Genomic DNA, 16,203 nt, shown 5'->3' with positions numbered 1-16,203 from the left:
ACGCTACTGCGTCCGCCGGCGTCTGCGTCGTGCGTCTCGCACAGCCACTCCTGCCCCACCAAGCCCCGCTACCAGCACCACCGCCCCCACGGCTACGTACGTGGCGATACGCGCCGTACGCTCTTCCGATGTCTCACCCAGGTGGAGTTTCGCGGGAGTTGGGGCTTTCGCTCGGGTGAGGCCCTCTCCGGGGGTAGGCGTCTCGATCCGGTGATCGTCTTCCGTCAGGGCTCGGACCGGGTCCACGACGCCCCAGCCGACCAGGCGGTCGTGACCGGCTACCGAGCGTTCTGCGGTCTGCTTGATCTGAGCGGTGATCTGGCGTGCCGTCCAGTCACTGTGCTTGGCCTTGATGAGAGCCGCGACCCCGGTTACATACGGGGCGGCGAAGCTGGTTCCGTTGTCGGTGCAGTGGCCGCCGACAGGAACGGTGGAGATCATGTCCACGCCGGGGGCAGCCACGCCCACGAACGCGCCGGACTGGGAGAACGGAGCACGTTCGTTGTTTCGGTCCGAGGCTGCCACTGCCAGCACGCCGTCATAGGAAGCGGGATACGTCTTCTTGACGTTGCCGCCCAGGCCGTCGTTGCCTGCAGAGGCCACAACCACCCGTTGCCGTGCGAGCGCCCTGTTCACCGCCTCTTCGAGCTCCGGGGCCGGCTTCACCGCGTTGGCCGTGTCCTGGGAGATGTTGATGACGTCCGCGCCCACGTCGACGGCGTAGTCGATGGCTTCCGCGAGCGTCTGCGTGGTGCCGTGGCCCTCCGCGTCGTTCTGCTGGATAGGAATGATCGTCGCCTTTGGGGCGAGGCCCACGAATCCCGTGTCCTTGGCAGGGCGTGCCGCGATGATGCCCGCCACCCGCGTCCCGTGGCCGACCACGTCCGTCGTGCCGTTCGCCTTGCCACGTTCGATCTTCTTGCCTTTGACGTCCTTGGCCGGAAGGTAGTTGCGGCCCCGTGAGACGTCCACCGCCCGCGTGAGCTGAGGGTTCTTGACATCCACTCCTGTGTCGATCACCGCGACGCGTACACCTTCTCCGGTGGATTGGCGCCACAGTTCGTCCAGGAGGACACGCTGCAGCGCCCAGGGGCGGCCGGAGTACTTCTTGGACGGGAACGTGCATTGGTCCGCGGCCCTGGGCTCCGCGGCCGCGGGAGTGGCTGTGGCCGCCGTGAAGAGCAGTGCGGCGGCCACCATCGCAGCGCTCCTGGCCCGGGGGGCCTGCGTGCGTACATACGTCATGGTGGGCTTCCCCCGAGGATCTAAGAGCCTTGTGGCTGGCGCGCCGCGGCTGTCGACAGACGCGGCCCTGTCGGCAGGAGGTTGGACCATGCGGCAGGCACCGGAGTCACCTCCGCGTCCCCGTACCCGAGGCGGGTCTGGGCCTGCCGCGCTTCCTGTTGCTCGCGCTTCCGCTGCTGGGCCGAGGTGCCGATGCCCTCGTCCTCCGTCGCGCTGTCGCTGTTTGACTGCATGGCGTAGCGCAGGCCCGTGTCGGTAACCAGGAACACGCTGCCCGCCTTGGTCTCCGATCCAAGGAAGTGGCGGTAGAGCTGGCCCGAGCCCGGAGTGACGTGCGCGCTCGACGAGCCCGTGGGCAGGCTGGCGGGGAAATTCTTGCCTGCCCAGGTACTTAGCGTCGTCCTGCCGTTGTCCACGTCGACGCGACGCAGCACGTTGCACACGGTGTTGCGGCCGCCACGGCCTACGGAGGCGCGGTTGGCGGGCGGGGGTTCCTCGGACGGCCAGGTGTACTGTGCGCCGAATTCCTCGGAGTCGGGAGTGAAGGCTCCGGCGCTGATGTCACGGGCGTGGCCCGCTTGTCCCAGGTCGGCCAGGCTCCGGCTGCTCAGGAGCAGCTTCGCGGTGAAGTCGGAGACCGGTGCGACGCGTCCGGGCAGGACTACGTAGTGCTGCATTCTGTCGCCGTTGTTCGCCCGGAGGACCATGCCCACCTTGTTCGCCGCCGGGTCCCGCAGGTCCGGTACGCCGGCGTTGTCCCCGGGGGCGCCCGGCACTTTCGGGAAGGTGATCGGGTCACCGACATGCAGCGTCTTGAGCCATTGCTTGGAGACCCGCTGCGGTACGCGGTCGGATCCCACCAGGGTGCGCGGCAGGAGCTCGTCCTTCGCCGAGACCCGATAGGCGGTGCCTCGCGCGTCAACCACGTAGCGGACCTTGTCGGGGCCGACTACGTACAGCAACTCGCCTCCCCGCAGCCGTTCGTCGCCCTCGGTCTTCCCCTCGTCGCGGGCGGCCAGCACGAACGCGGCCTTCTGGATGGCCCTGCCTCCCTGTACCGGACGCTCACACACCGCCCAGCGCTTCGCGGTGCCGGCCTCCGCGGCCGGTGGCAGCCGGTCAGGGGCGTACGGAATGCCGATGGTGGCGCCGTGCGGGATCGTGCCCTTGTCGAGCACGGACTCGTCGACGTTGATGACTTCACCCTTGCCGTCGTCAAGGAGGAGCTTCGCCGACGCCATGTTGAGGACCGGGTGCAGCTGGGGCTCGCCATCGGTCTTGAGGACGACGTACCGAGTCGTCGAGTCGCTCGCGATGATCACGTGCTCTTTCGGCTTGTCCCAGCCGGGCTTGGCCGCCGGCCGGAACATCCCCCACGCCCCGAACACCGCCAGGACGATCACCCCGACGATGAGGCCGGGCAGCACAGCGCGCATCGGCCGTGGTGCGCCCTCCTCCGAGCCCGAAGGAGACGGTTGGATGAAGGCGGCCAGGGTGCGACGCTTCGCGAAGGTGTAGGCGTTGAGTTCATCCCGCCGTGATGCCATAAGTGCCTGCTTCTCCCCGTGCGGCGCCGGGAGCGCGTGGCCCCCACCCTCCGTTGTCAGACCGGACCCCTACTATGCCTGTTGTGTAATCGCGCATGCGTGGTGGGTGAGGTGTCCGAGCTGTCTTGAGATTCAACTTCCCCACTCAGCAGGCCGATCGCCGATACGAGCGACTTCGCGAGTGTCTTACGGGGGAGGGTTGGGGCTGATGGCTTCCGCACTGCGGAACAGGGCCACGGGGACGGTCGTCGCGTTTCGTCTCCGCGCCCGCTCACGGCAGTTCAGCTCGTTTCGCCTGCAACGACTCGTGCTGATCGAGGTCACCGCTGCCCTGTTGCTGACCGCCTGGGTCGTGGGCCCGCCGACGGTCGTACTGACGGCTGCGGTGGCAGCCGTGCTGGTGGCGTTCGTCGTCGTACGTCGTCACGGGCGCCCCCTGCCCGAATGGCTGGGCGTGGTGCGGGCGTTGTGGGCCCGCAGACGCCTCGCCGCGAGTACGCCGATACCGCCGGGCACAGAGCCTGGTTTCGCTCTTGCTGTGGAGTGCGACCCCGCACTGCGCACGTACACGTACAGCGGCCAGGACGGGCGGCAATTCGGGATGGTGGGAGACGGCACCTTCGTGACCGCGGTGCTGCAGATCGAGTCGGACTCGACCCCGCTGCGGGCCGAGCGGGAACGGCAGGCACTGCCGGTCGGGCTGGTGCGCGACGCGCTCGAAGTGGACGGTATCCGGCTCGAGTCGGCGCAGATCGTGCTGCACACCCAGCCGGCGCCCGCGCTGCACCTGCCGCAGGACTCACTGGCGGTCAGCAACTACGCTCCCCTGCAGGCTCAGACCGGGGCGCCCGCGGTTCGGATCACCTGGATCGCCCTGAAGCTCGACCCTGAGCTGTGTGCCGAGGCAGTGGCAGCACGTGGTGGCGGTCTTGTCGGGGCGCAGAAATGTGTGGTGCGTGCCGTGGACCAACTGGCGAGCCGCCTCACCGGGGCGGGCTTCCGGGCGACGGTGCTGAGCGAGGACGGACTGACCTCCGCCATCGCCACGTCGGCCTGTGCCAATCCGCTGGTGACGGCGGAGGCCGGGCGGACCGAGGAACCGCAGCGGCGGACGGAGGAGTCCCCGCGCGCGTGGCGCTGCGACAATCGGCGGCACACGACCTACTGGGTGCGACGCTGGCCCCGGCTCGGGGTTTCCGGGGAACCGTCGCTGCCTCGGCTGGTGGCCCTGCTCACCGCTGTTCCGACGCTGGCCACGACCTTCAGTCTGACGCTGGGGCGCGCCGATCGGCAGGAAGTCTCGTTGCGTGGGCATGTGCGGGTGACCGGGCGCAGCGAGGCCGAGCTCGCGGCGGCTCGCGGCGCTGTCGAGCGCGCTTCCCGTCAGGCGGGGAGCACGTTGATGCGGCTCGATCACGAGCAACTGCCTGGAATGCTGGCCACACTGCCGCTCGGCGGTGCCCGTTGATGGCCACGCCGCTGCCCGGAGGCACCGCGCTGCGCCGCGGCTTCGGGATCCTCGGGCCGCGCCACGGACGGCATGCGCTCCCGCCCGATGAGGTGGACGCGCTTTCACTGCCCATCGGTGACGACGGGGTCGTCATCGGCGTGGACGCGCAGGGTGTGCCCGCGGTCCTCGGGGTCAACCGGCCCACGCCTTACGACGTGCTGCTCATCGGAGGACTCTGGACGGCTCAGGTCATCGCGTTTCGGGCTGCCGCCACCGGGGCCCGCGTGGCGGTCGAGACCGGGCGGGCGGAGGCGTGGGGGCAGTTGTTGCGGGCGCTTGGGGCGGGGCAGAGCGGGATGGCTGTGCATGAGGTGGGGCGGGTGCCGCCTTTGGGGGCGTCGGCCGGGAGTCCTGTGCTTGTGGTGCGGGACTGTGGGATGCGGCCGCCTCGGGGGCGGGTTGTGGCCGGGCCCTGGCAGTCGGTGCTGACGGTGTTGCCCTATCTGAGTCCTGTTGCACCCCGGCTGATGCGGCAGGCCCGGCTTGTGGGGGTGCAGCGGGTCTCGCCGGACGAGGCGGTGCAGATCGGGCGGTCGCTGGGGTTGCCCCGGGGGGACGTGGATTCGTTGCCGACGCTCGCCGATGGGGTGACGTTGTGGTGTGCCGATCGGGACCGGCAGTACGTGATGACGCAGGCCACTGATACCGAGACCGGATTGTTGGGTTCCGCTCGACGGATGGACTGAGGCTGAGTCGGAGGGCGAGTTGACGTCGCGTTGGGCGCCTTCCATCCGTTGTTGGGGGGTTTGTCCGGCGCGTTTTGATGTACGTGGATCGCTCTTCTGTGGAGCGTGACGCAATGGCCAGCACAGGTGGGGTGGGCTGCCCTGCCGTGCCGGTGGTTTTGGTGATTAGTCTGGGGCAGGGCGTGACGCCGGAAACCCGCGTGCGGGTCGCGTGCGTCTCAACGGGGAGAGCCAGGCGGATCGGACGACAGGAACGGTCGCCCCCCACCACGGCACGAGGGTGCTCGACCACACCAGGAGGCATTGTGAACAGCGATCGGGACGAGATCCGCGGGGGCTGGGACTCACCCGTCGATGATCAGTCCGACGCGGAGTCCGCCGCCGAGACGACGGGCGAGTTCACCATCGACTACGCCCCGCCTGCCTGGTATACGCAGAATGCTTCGGGCAGTGCGGGGGAGACTCCGTCCTCGCCGCCCGTCTCGGCTTCGGCTCCCTCCGAACCTGCCTCGGAGGCTCCTGCTTCGGGTGCGCCCGCTCCGGCTCCTACTCCTGCTCCTGCTCCTGCTCCTGTCATGCCCTCCTTCGCCGCGCCGCCCGCGCCCCTGGCTCCGCCCGCCCCTGATGAGCCGCCGTCCGACGCGTCCTCGAACGGTGTTCCCAGTGTGATGCCGAAGCTTCCCGTGGGGAGCGGGTTTCAGCCTGCGGCTCCGGATGAGGAGCGGGACGCACCGGATGCCGCTGACGTGCCGTCGGTGGCGTCCGGTGGTGGGGCCACCGACTGGAGCGCTGCCGTTGCCGGGCCTGCCGCTTCCGTCCATGTGACCGGGGTCGTGCCCAAGAACGAGGTTGACGCCGACTCTGCTGGTGAGGTGGTTGAGGCTGCGGGGGCTTCGGCGGCCGACGTTGAACTCGATGAGGCTGGTTCGGGGAGCCTGGGGAGTGGCGACCTTGAGAGTGGTGACCTTGAGAGTGGTGCCACCATGCGGTTCTCCGCCCGTGCTCTCAAGCGGGAGATCGAGGAGCGTGCCGCCTCTTCCGAGGTCGCGGCTGAGCCCGAGGGCGCGTCCGCTGCCGAAGGTGAGGTCGCGGGGGCGGGGCAGGTCGGCTCCGAACTGTCCGGTGAGGGGGATGTCTCGCGTGACGACGTGGTGGTTGGTTCCGCGTCCGTCGTAGGCGTGGGTGAGGAGCGCGCGGGTGAGGAGCGCGCGGGCGTCAGTGCGGGTGTTGGTGAGGCCGAGCCGCAGGATCCCGCCGTCGTCTCCGCCGGTGATGGCGATGGCAGTGGCAGTGGCAGTGGCAATAGCGGCGCTGACGTGCAGGACTCCGTGCCCTCTTCCTGGGCTCCGCCGCCGCCCGTGCCGCAGAGCGGGCTTCCGCCGTTGCCGCCCGCCTACCAGCCCGCGGCTCCGGCCTCGGCGCCGCAGTGGCCCGCGCCTACACAGGCTCCGCCGCCCGCGCAGCCGGTTCAGCCCGCGCCCGTCGCCGCGCCCGCACCCACACAAGCCCCGCCCACCACGCAACCCGAGCCCGTGCAGGCGCAGACCCCGCCGCCTACCCACCCCGTCCAACCGGCGCCCGTCGCCGCGCCCGCACCCACACAAGCCCCGCCCACCACGCAGCCCGAGCCCGTGCAGGCGCAGACCCCGCCGCCTGCCCACCCCGTCCAACCGGCGCCCGTCGCCGCGCCCGCACCCACACAGGCCCCGCCGACCGCGCAGCCCGAGCCCGTGCAGGCGCAGACCCCGCCGCCTGCCCACCCCGTCCAACCGGCGCCCGTCGCCGCGCCCGCACCCACACAAGCCCCGCCGACCGCGCAGCCCGTACAGCCCGAGCCCGCGCCGCCTGCGTCGGCTCCCTTTGCCGCGCCCGTGCAGCAGCAGTCTCAGGGTCAGCCTCCGGCCGCGGTTCAGCCGCAGGCCGCTCCTGGTGCGTGGCCGTCGTCGCCCAGTGCTCCGGTTGCCGATGTGCCGGTGCAGGCTCCTCAGGGGGCGTACGGGTTTCCGCAGTCGGCGCCCGTCGCGCCCGTTCAGGCGCCAGCGCCAGCGCCCGCGCCCGCTCCTGGTCCGGCGCCTGGTCCGGCTCCCGTTGCCCCAGCGCCGCAGGGCGGTTATGGGTTCCCGCAGCCGGGTGCGCCCGGTCATGTCGCTACCGCCTCGGCTCCGCAGGGCGGAAGTTACGGGTTCCCGCAAGCTCCCGCTCCCCAGGCGCAGCAGCCGCCCGCGCCGCAGGCACAGCCGCTGCCGCTGCCGCCCATCCAGGCTCAGAACCAGCAACCGCAGCCGCAGCCCGCGCCCCCCGTCGATCCTCGTACCGGTGCCGCCTGGCCGCAGGCCGTTCAGCACGATCAGCGGGAGCGGACCAACCCGGGTGCCCCGCTCGGGTACACCGCCGCCGTCGAGCTCTCCTCCGACCGGCTGCTGCGCAACACCAAGTCGAAGGCGAAGAGCAGCCGGCCCACGGGCGGCGGTTCTCGGTTCAGGCTCGGCGGGAAGAAGGAAGAGGCCGAGCGGCAGCGGAAGTTGGAGCTGATCCGGACGCCGGTGCTGTCGTGCTACCGGATCGCTGTCATCAGCCTCAAGGGTGGCGTGGGCAAGACGACCACCACCACCGCGCTGGGGTCGACGCTGGCCACCGAGCGGCAGGACAAGATCCTTGCCATCGACGCCAACCCCGACGCCGGTACGCTCGGGCGGCGCGTGCGGCGCGAGACCGGGGCCACCATCCGTGACCTCGTCCAGGCGATCCCATACCTCAACTCGTACATGGACATCCGGCGCTTCACCTCGCAGGCGTCGTCCGGGCTCGAGATCATCGCCAACGACGTCGATCCGGCCGTGTCGACCACGTTCAACGACGAGGACTACCGGCGCGCCATCGACGTGCTCGGCAAGCAGTACCCGATCATCCTGACGGACTCCGGTACGGGGCTGCTCTACAGCGCCATGCGTGGGGTGCTCGACCTCGCCGATCAGCTGATCATCATTTCGACGCCGTCGGTGGACGGTGCGAGCAGTGCGTCCACGACGTTGGACTGGCTGTCCGCGCACGGGTACGCCGATCTTGTCTCGCGGTCCATCACGGTCATCTCCGGCGTGCGGGAGACCGGGAAGATGATCAAGGTCGATGACATCGTGTCGCACTTCGAGACACGGTGCCGGGGGGTTGTCGTCGTTCCCTTCGACGAGCATCTCGCCGCCGGTGCGGAGGTCGATCTCGACATGATGCGGCCGAAGGTGCGGGAGGCGTACTTCAATCTCTCGGCGATGGTGGCCGAGGACTTCGTGCGGGCTCAGCAGCAGCAGGGGCTGTGGACGTCGGACGGGAATCCGCCGCCGCACATGGCTCCGCCGATGCCCGGCCAGCAGCAGGCGCCCGTGCAGCAAGCACCCGCGGCCGGGCAGCCTCAGCCGTACGGGGCGCAGGAGCCGCAGCCGTACGCTCCTCAGCAACCGCAACCGCAAGCGCAACCTCAGCAACAACCCCAGCCCGTGCAGCAGCCCTACCCGCAGCAGCCCGACGCTCCACACGGCTGGCAAGCCCAGCCGCCCCAGCAAGCGCCGACACCCCATCAGCCCCAGCCCCAGCCCCAACCGCCTCAGGCTCAGGCTCAGGCTGAGAACCAGGACGGACACGCTCCGCCCCCCGTTCAGCCCGGCGCCCCGTTCCAGCCGGGGGCACCCTTCCAGCAGCCGCCGCCTCCGCAGCAGTAGCAGTAGCAGCAGTCACCGTGACTCCTCAGTGGGCCCGCACCGTTCTCGGTGCGGGCCCACCGGCGTGCTGTCGGCACGGTCGGCGCAGACCAGCAGGTCAAGCCCCCCTCCCTCCGCCGCCACCCCCTCACCAGCCATGCGTCAGAGGTCTTGACCAATGCGGATGAAATCACGGTCAACTCGTTATTTCCGCAGGCCACATGGGGTTCACCCGCCGTTGACGCGTGCAGACTGGCGCTGGTAAACACACATCAACCAGCTGACGTTCCTTGATCCACCTGCGTGTAACCAGCCATCCCTGTGTGAGCGATGACGCGAGGTCACGACCCATGGACACACAAGATCAGCACGGCAGATCAGCAGAAGCAGCCGAAACGGCGGCACCACGGACCCCCCGCCTTCGCCCCTGTCCCCGCCCCGGCGGCCACAGCCGCGGCCGCGGCCGCCTGAAGCTTACGCTCGCCGGTGGCGCCGCCGCCTTCACTCTGACGGCCGGTCTCGCCACACCGCTCAACCCGGCCCCGCAGCAGGCGCAGGCCGAAGACGGCGACAAGAAGGTCCTCACCGTCGCCGTGGCGCAGAGCGTCGACTCGCTCAGTCCGTTCCTCGCCCAGCGGCTGCTCAGCACCAGCATCCACCGGCTGACGTATGAGTACCTGACGAACTACGACGCCAAGAACAACAAGGCCATAGACGGGTTCGCCACCGACTGGAAGCCGTCTGCCGACAAGCTGACGTGGACGTACACCATCCGCGACGACTCCAAGTGGTCGGACGGGAAGCCCGCCACCGCCGAGGACGCGGCGTGGACGTTCAACAAGGTGATGTCCAAGGAGGGCACCGCCACCGCGAACTCGAACTTCGTCACCAACTTCAGGAAGGTGACCGCGCCGAGCCCCACCAAGCTGGTCATCGAGTTGAAGAAGCCGCAGGCCACGATGGCTGCTCTCGACGTGCCGATCGTTCCCAAGCATGTCTGGGAGAAGGTCGATGACATCTCGAAGTTCAACAACGACAAGGACTTCCCTGTCGTCGGCAACGGGCCGTTCATCCTGACGGACTACAAGGTCGACCAGTACGTCCGGCTCAAGGCCAACAAGGACTTCTGGCGCGGTGCGGCCAAGTTCGACGAGCTGGTCTTCAAGACGTACAAGGATCAGGACGCCGCCGTCTCCGCCCTGCGCAAGGGTGAGGTGTCGTTCGTCGCCGGGCAGCCCGCGCTCACTCCGGCGCAGGCCAAGTCCCTGGAGAACGAGGAGAACGTCAAGGTCAATGAGGGGCCCGGGCGTCGTTTCTTCGCCATCGCCACCAACCCCGGCGCGAAGACGAAGGACGGGAAGAGGTTCGGTGACGGGCACCCCGCCCTGCTGGACAAGAGGGTCCGTCAGGCACTGTTCCTCTCCGTCGACCGCGAGGCGATCGTCGACAAGGTGTTCCAGGGCAACGCCGTCGAGGGCGCCGGTTACATTCCGCCGCGCTTCTCCGAGTACGCCTGGAAGCCCTCCGCCGACCAGGAGATGAAGTACGACCCGGAGAGGGCCGCCAAGCTCCTCGACGAAGCGGGCTACAAGGAGAACAGTGACGGGCAGCGCGTCGGCAAGGACGGCAAGCCGCTGAACCTGCGCATTCTGTGCCACGCGACCGACCCCAACGACAAGGCGGTCGGGAAGTATCTGAAGGAGTGGTGGGGGGATCTCGGCATCGGGCTGAAGGTCAACTGCCTCGACGACGTCTCCGTGCCCTGGTACGCGGGCGAGTACGACCTCGCCTTCGACGGCTGGTCCGTCAACCCCGATCCGGACTTCGTGCTCGGCATCCACACCTGCGCCGCGCTGCCGGTGAAGGCCAAGGAGAGCGCCGCCACCGACAACTTCATCTGCGACAAGAAGTACGACGAGCTCTACGCCGAGCAGCTCGCCGAGTACGACCCGGACAAGCGGGCCGACATCGTCGAGCGGATGCAGTCGTGGCTGTACGACTCCGGGTACATGAACGTCCTCGCGTACCCGAACGCCGTCGAGGCCTACCGCACCGACCAGATCAAGTCCATCACCACCATGCCGACGGCCGCCGGCAACATCTACGGCCAGGATGGATATTGGAGCTGGTGGTCGGCCGTCCCCGCGGATGGGAAGAGTTCCTCCAAGGACGGCAGCTCGACCGGTGTCATCATCGGTATCGCCGCTGCCGCGGTGGTGCTCGTGGGCGGCGGAGTCCTGTTCGCCCTGCGCCGCCGTTCGACCGCAGAGGACCGCGAGTAACGCATGACCGCTGACAGCAATCCCGCACTGCTCGACACCAAGGGCCCACCGGGTCCCGGGGCCGACGGCGAACCGGCTGCGGCCGGGCTCTCGTCGGCCCGCGGGCCGCGGGTCCGCAACGCCCGTGCCTACCTCCTCTATGTGGCGGGCAAGCTCGGCGGCGCGATCGTGTCGCTGTTCGCCGTGCTCGTCACCAGCTTCTTCCTGTTCCGGCTGATCCCCGGCGACCCCGTCAAGCAGATGACGGGCGGCAAGCGCGTCTCCGCCGAACAGCTCGCCGCGATGCGCAAGGAGTTCGGCCTCGACAAGCCGGTCATGGCCCAGTTCTGGGACTACACCGGCAAGGTCCTGAGCGGCGACTTCGGAACGTCGTACCAGTTCCACGCCCCCGTGATGGACAAGATCACGGAGGCGCTGCCCGCCACGCTGCTCCTCACCGGAACGGCGTACGTCCTCTACACGCTCATCGGCATCTGGCTCGGCACGCGCACCGCCTGGCGCAACGGCAAGCTGGGCGACCGCTTCCACACCGGCCTCGCGCTGACGCTGTACTCCGTGCCGTCGTTCTGGCTCGGGCTGCTGCTGATCATCGTGTTCGCGGTGGGGATCGGGCCGATTCCCGGGATGTTCCCGACGGGTGGACTGGAGTCGGGGGGTGAGACGGGCTTCGCGTACGTCGTCGATGTCGCCCACCACATGGTGCTGCCCGTGATCACGCTGGTCGCCGTCGGGTACGCGCAGACGCTGCTGGTCATGCGGTCCTCCCTCCTCGACGAGATGGGCGGCGACTATCTGACGACCGCGCGCGCCAAGGGGCTCAGGGACGACCTCGTGCGGCGCCGGCACGCCGTGCCGAACGCGATGCTGCCGACCGTCACGCTGATGTTCGTCAATCTCGGCACGGTGGTGGCGGGCGCGATCCTCGTCGAGACCGTCTTCTCCTGGCCGGGGCTCGGCGGGCTGTTCTACTCGGCGCTGAGCGTGCCCGATCTGCCGCTGGTGCAGGGGCTGTTCTTCGTCTTCTCCACCGCGGTGATCCTGATGAACACCCTGGCCGACGTGATCTATCCGCTGCTCGATCCCCGGGTGGGCCGATGACGACCGAATCCGCACCGACCAGCCCCACCGACCCCGCCAGCCCTACCGGTTCCTCCACCCCCGCCAGCCCCACCTCCCCTACCGCGCCCGCCGCGACCGGGAAGAGCGCGCGGTCCCTCGCCCGGACCCGCCGCCGGCACTCCGCGGTGCGCTTCTGGCGGGAGTACCGCACACACCGGACCGGGCTCTTCGGGCTTGCCACGCTCGTGCTGATCGGGCTCGCCGCGATCTTCGCGCCGGTGCTCGTCGGCTCGGACGCGCAGAGCGTCACCGAGGCGCCGGGCGAGCCGATGGAGTCGCCGAGCGGTGCGTTCCCGCTGGGCACCGACCAGTTCGGACGTGACCTGCTGGGCCTGCTGGTGTGGGGGGCGCGCATGTCACTGACCGTCGGGCTGCTCGCCGCCGTGCTCTCGGTGGCCATCGGCACGCTCGTCGGCATCACGGCCGGGCACTTCAGGGGCTGGTACTCCACCGTCATCATGCGCGTCACCGACTGGTTCCTGGTGATGCCGACGCTGGTGCTGGCCATCGCCCTCGCCGCGGTGCTGTCCGGCTCGATCTGGACGATCATCCTGGCGATCGGCGTGACGACCTGGCCCACGACGGCACGCCTGGTCCGCGCGCAGACGCTGGCGGTCGAGTCACGGCCGTACATCGAGCGGGCGCGGGCGCTCGGCGGCGGCCACGGCCACATCATGGGCCGGCACGTGCTGCCCAACGTCATGCCGCTCGTCCTCGCGCAGACCACCCTCGTCATCTCCGGCGCCATCCTCACCGAGGCCACGCTCGCCTTCCTCGGCCTCGGCGACCCGACGAGCGTCTCGTGGGGCGGCCTGCTCCAGGACGCGCGCGAGGCGGGCGCGGTCAGCGCGGGCCACTGGTGGTACCTCGCCCCGCCCGGCGTCGCCATCGCGATCGTCGCACTGGCGTTCACGCTGTGCGGCCGCGCCGTGGAATCCGTGCTCAACCCCAGACTGGGGGCCTCCCGTTGACCGACCTGACCCAAGCGAACGACCGGCGTCTCCTCGACGTACGCGACCTCGAAGTGACGTACGCGAACGGCGCCGCCGCCGTCCGTGGCGTCAGCCTCCACGTCGACGCGGGCCACAAGCTCGGCGTCGCCGGCGAGTCGGGCTGCGGCAAGTCGACGCTCGCGCTGGCCCTGCTGCGGCTGCTCCCCGCGGGCACGAAGGTGTCCGGCGAGATCCTGCTCGACGGCGAGGACGTCCTCACCATGAAGTGGGGCCGGGTCCGGGCGGTGCGCTGGGCGGGCGCCTCGATCGTCTTCCAGGGCGCGATGCACTCGCTGAACGCCGTGCACCGCGTCGGCGACCAGATCGCCGAGCCGATCCTGCTCCACAAGAAGGCGACGCAGGCGGGCGCGGAAAGGAAAGTCGGCGAACTCCTCGAACACGTGGGGCTGCCCGCCGCCCGCGCGAAGGCGTATCCGCACGAGCTGTCCGGCGGCCAGCGCCAGCGCGTCATGATCGCCATGGCGCTGGCCTGCGACCCCCGCCTGATCATCGCGGACGAGCCGACCACCGCGCTCGACGTGATGATCCAGGCCCAGATCCTGCGCCTGATCGAACAGCTGGTGACCGAGCAGGATCTCGGCCTGATGATGATCAGCCACGATCTGGCGGTGCTCTCCGACACCTGCGACCGGCTCGCGGTGATGTACGCGGGCCGCGTCGTCGAAGAGGGCCCGGCCACGCAGGTCTACGAGAACGCCCGGCACCCCTACGGCAAGGCCCTGTCGGCCGCCTTCCCGCGGATCGGCGACGCGGCGTCCCGGTTCGCACCGCGCGGCCTGCCGGGCGACCCGCCCGACCCGTCGGCGCTCCCCACGGGCTGTACGTTCCATCCGCGCTGCCCGGTGGCCCTGGACTCCTGCGCGACGGACGACCAGGCCCTGCGGGACGCGGGTACGCACCACCGTGCCGCGTGCGTCCACGCGGGCGCGCCGCTTCCCGTGCGGCCCATGGCCGAACCGGCGCCGGAGCGCACACCGTGACCCGAAGCCGCCGTGGAGCGGAGCGCACGCCGTGACCGAAGCACCCGCCTGCAGGAGGAGCCGCGCATGACCATTCCCGAGCCCGGCGGCCCTCTGCTGTCCGCCGCCGATCTGCACATCGCCTTCCCCGGCCGCAGGGGCGCGCCGACCGCGCGGGCGGTGGACGGCGTCGACCTCGACATCGTGGGCGGCGAGATCGTCGCCCTGGTCGGCGAGTCGGGCTGCGGCAAGACGACGCTGGCCCGTTCGCTGCTGGGCCTGGTGCAGCCGACCTCCGGCAGGGTGACGTTCGCGGGGAAGCCGCTGAACTACTCCGGGCGCGCCCTCAAGGCGTACCGCAAGCGCGTCCAGCTCGTCCTGCAGGACCCCAGCGGGTCGCTCAACCCCCGGCACACGGTGTACGAGGCCGTGGCCGAGGGGCTGCGCATCCACGGGTACGCGGGTGACGAGCGGGCCGCGGTCGCCGGGGCCCTCTCACGGGCCGGGCTTCGCCCACCGGAGCGCTTCTTCCTGCGCTACCCGCACGAACTGTCGGGCGGACAGCGCCAGCGCGTCGTCATCGCGGGCGCGCTGGTCCTCGAACCCGAACTCATCGTCGCCGACGAGCCGGTGGCCTCCCTCGACGCCTCCGTACGCGGGGAGATCCTCGCCCTGCTGCTGCGCCTGCGGGACGAACTCGGCCTCTCGGCGCTCGTGGTGACGCACGATCTGGGCCTGGCGTGGAACATCGCGGACCGCGTCGCGGTGATGTACCTGGGCCGCATCGTCGAGACGGGCACGGTGGAGGAGGTGCTGACGGCTCCTCATCATCCCTACACGCAAGCGCTGTTGTCGGTCCTCCCGGAGGCCCCCGGTGAGCCGGTGGTCCTTACGGGCGAGCCGCCGGATCCGTCCCGTATCCCGGGGGGCTGCCGGTTCCATGCGCGGTGCCAGGTGCTCGCCTCGGGCGAGGCCGGGCGGACGGGCGTGGCGGACCGCTGCCGCGGGGAGGATCTGGCGGTGCTTTCGGGGGGCGGTGAGACGCAGGTGGCGTGCCATTGGGCTCGGGAGCGGGCCGCGCGCCCCTGAAGGGGCGCCTTGCGGTGCCCCCCTCAGAGGCGCGGGGGACCGCGCGAGCAACCACGACGTACGCGCGGCCGCGAAGAGAACACGCACCGCCCGCGGCGGCTAGGCGGCCTGCGCCTCCTCGATCAGCTCGCGGGACTTCTTCACGTCGTCCGCGATGGCGACCAGCAACGCCTCGATGGAGTCGAACTTGGCCTGGCCCCGCACGAAGGCGAGGAAGTCCACGGCCACGTGCAGCCCGTAGAGGTCGAGGCCGACGCGGTCGATCGCGTACGCCTCGACGGTCCGCTCGGTACCGTCGAACTGCGGGTTCGTCCCGACGGAGATCGCCGCCGGCATCGCCTCGCCCTCGACGTGCAGCCACCCGGCGTAGACGCCGTCGGCGGGGATGGCGGTGTGCGGCAGCGTCTCCACGTTGGCGGTGGGGAAGCCCAGCTCGCGCCCGCGCTGGGCGCCGCGTACGACGACACCCTCGACGCGGTGCGGGCGGCCGAGGATCTCCGCGGCGCCCGTCACGTCGCCCTCGGCGACCAGGCGCCGGGTCAGTGTGGAGGAGAAGGGCCGGCCGCCGCCGGCGTCACCGGTGACGTACAGGTCGATGACGTCGACTTCGTAGTCGTACGTCCGGCCGAGCTCGGCGAGGAAGTCGACGTTGCCCGCGGCCTTGTGGCCGAAGCGGAAGTTGGGGCCCTCGACGACCACGCGCGCGTGCAGCTTGTCGACGAGGACCTTCACCACGAAGTCGGCGGGCGACAACTTCGAGAACTCGGTGGTGAAGGGCAGGATCAGCAGCGCGTCCACGCCGAGGTCGGCCATCAGCTCGGCGCGCCGGTGGTGCGGGGCGAGCAGCGGCGGGTGGCTGCCGGGGCGCACGACCTCGCTGGGGTGCGGGTCGAAGGTGACGACCACGGCGGGTACGCCGAGCTCCCGGGCGCGCTCCACGGCGCGGCCGATGATGAGCTGGTGACCGCGGTGCACGCCGTCGTAGGAACCGATGGTGACGACGCTGCGCCCCCAGTCCTGGGGGATGTCCTCCAAGCCACGCCAGCGCTGCACTTCTTTGC

Annotated in this window: 11 protein-coding genes and 1 pseudogene; 9 read left to right on the top strand and 3 right to left on the bottom strand. The window is 70.2% G+C overall.

Annotated features, from left to right (window positions below; translation table 11 throughout):
- Positions 1–3: 3 nt before the first annotated feature.
- A complete protein-coding gene (mycP, locus tag ACWDVB_RS08330) occupies positions 4–1,200 on the bottom strand; it encodes a type VII secretion-associated serine protease mycosin (RefSeq protein WP_451611952.1) in 1,197 nt (398 codons plus the stop codon).
- 65 nt (positions 1,201–1,265) lie between these two features.
- Positions 1,266–2,792 (bottom strand): type VII secretion protein EccB, encoded by a 1,527-nt coding sequence (gene eccB, locus ACWDVB_RS08325; RefSeq protein WP_451518689.1) that lies wholly within the window; start codon positions 2,790–2,792, stop codon positions 1,266–1,268.
- 208 nt (positions 2,793–3,000) lie between these two features.
- Between eccB and eccE the strand changes: the two genes are divergently transcribed.
- The 9 genes and pseudogenes from eccE to ACWDVB_RS08280 all read left to right on the top strand — a co-directional run bounded on the left by eccE (position 3,001) and on the right by ACWDVB_RS08280 (position 15,142).
- Positions 3,001–4,260, top strand: coding sequence for a type VII secretion protein EccE (gene eccE / locus ACWDVB_RS08320; RefSeq protein WP_451518688.1), 1,260 nt, complete (start codon positions 3,001–3,003; stop codon positions 4,258–4,260).
- Positions 4,260–4,988, top strand: a complete 729-nt coding sequence (locus ACWDVB_RS08315; RefSeq protein WP_451518687.1) for a hypothetical protein — start codon at positions 4,260–4,262, stop codon at positions 4,986–4,988. The genes eccE and ACWDVB_RS08315 overlap by 1 nt, the downstream gene beginning before the upstream one ends.
- Positions 4,989–5,065: 77 nt before the next feature.
- Positions 5,066–5,422: pseudogene (locus tag ACWDVB_RS08310) on the top strand (SCO5717 family growth-regulating ATPase); the annotation flags it as partial.
- Between the two features lie 141 nt (positions 5,423–5,563).
- A complete protein-coding gene (locus ACWDVB_RS08305) occupies positions 5,564–8,701 on the top strand; it encodes a MinD/ParA family ATP-binding protein (RefSeq protein ID WP_451518708.1) in 3,138 nt (1,045 codons plus the stop codon).
- A 329-nt stretch (positions 8,702–9,030) separates the two neighbouring features.
- The gene (locus ACWDVB_RS08300; RefSeq protein ID WP_451518686.1) at positions 9,031–10,962 is read left to right on the top strand and encodes an ABC transporter substrate-binding protein; all 1,932 of its coding nucleotides are present in this window, start codon (positions 9,031–9,033) and stop codon (positions 10,960–10,962) included.
- Between the two features lie 3 nt (positions 10,963–10,965).
- A complete protein-coding gene (locus ACWDVB_RS08295) occupies positions 10,966–12,060 on the top strand; it encodes an ABC transporter permease (protein ID WP_451518685.1) in 1,095 nt (364 codons plus the stop codon).
- The gene (locus ACWDVB_RS08290) at positions 12,057–13,052 is read left to right on the top strand and encodes an ABC transporter permease (RefSeq protein ID WP_451518684.1); all 996 of its coding nucleotides are present in this window, start codon (positions 12,057–12,059) and stop codon (positions 13,050–13,052) included. Before ACWDVB_RS08295 ends, ACWDVB_RS08290 begins: the two co-directional genes overlap by 4 nt.
- Positions 13,049–14,074 (top strand): ABC transporter ATP-binding protein, encoded by a 1,026-nt coding sequence (locus tag ACWDVB_RS08285; protein ID WP_451518683.1) that lies wholly within the window; start codon positions 13,049–13,051, stop codon positions 14,072–14,074. The genes ACWDVB_RS08290 and ACWDVB_RS08285 overlap by 4 nt, the downstream gene beginning before the upstream one ends.
- Positions 14,075–14,140: 66 nt before the next feature.
- Positions 14,141–15,142 (top strand): ABC transporter ATP-binding protein, encoded by a 1,002-nt coding sequence (locus ACWDVB_RS08280; protein WP_451518682.1) that lies wholly within the window; start codon positions 14,141–14,143, stop codon positions 15,140–15,142.
- Positions 15,143–15,241: 99 nt separating this feature from the next.
- Here ACWDVB_RS08280 and ACWDVB_RS08275 read toward each other — a convergent pair whose 3' ends face one another.
- Entirely contained in the window at positions 15,242–16,195 is a 954-nt protein-coding gene (locus tag ACWDVB_RS08275; protein WP_451518681.1) for a bifunctional riboflavin kinase/FAD synthetase, read from the bottom strand.
- Positions 16,196–16,203 lie beyond the last annotated feature (8 nt).

The organism is Streptomyces sp. NPDC003379 (assembly GCF_053589195.1).
This window is presented reverse-complemented; position numbering and strand designations above follow the sequence as displayed.

Coding starts and splice junctions, on each gene's coding strand:
- mycP (WP_451611952.1), bottom strand. CDS start 1,200: ATGGTGGCCGCCGCACTGCTCTTCACGGCGGCCACAGCCACTCCCGCG.
- eccB (WP_451518689.1), bottom strand. CDS start 2,792: ATGGCATCACGGCGGGATGAACTCAACGCCTACACCTTCGCGAAGCGT.
- eccE (WP_451518688.1), top strand. CDS start 3,001: ATGGCTTCCGCACTGCGGAACAGGGCCACGGGGACGGTCGTCGCGTTT.
- ACWDVB_RS08315 (WP_451518687.1), top strand. CDS start 4,260: ATGGCCACGCCGCTGCCCGGAGGCACCGCGCTGCGCCGCGGCTTCGGG.
- ACWDVB_RS08305 (WP_451518708.1), top strand. CDS start 5,564: ATGCCCTCCTTCGCCGCGCCGCCCGCGCCCCTGGCTCCGCCCGCCCCT.
- ACWDVB_RS08300 (WP_451518686.1), top strand. CDS start 9,031: ATGGACACACAAGATCAGCACGGCAGATCAGCAGAAGCAGCCGAAACG.
- ACWDVB_RS08295 (WP_451518685.1), top strand. CDS start 10,966: ATGACCGCTGACAGCAATCCCGCACTGCTCGACACCAAGGGCCCACCG.
- ACWDVB_RS08290 (WP_451518684.1), top strand. CDS start 12,057: ATGACGACCGAATCCGCACCGACCAGCCCCACCGACCCCGCCAGCCCT.
- ACWDVB_RS08280 (WP_451518682.1), top strand. CDS start 14,141: ATGACCATTCCCGAGCCCGGCGGCCCTCTGCTGTCCGCCGCCGATCTG.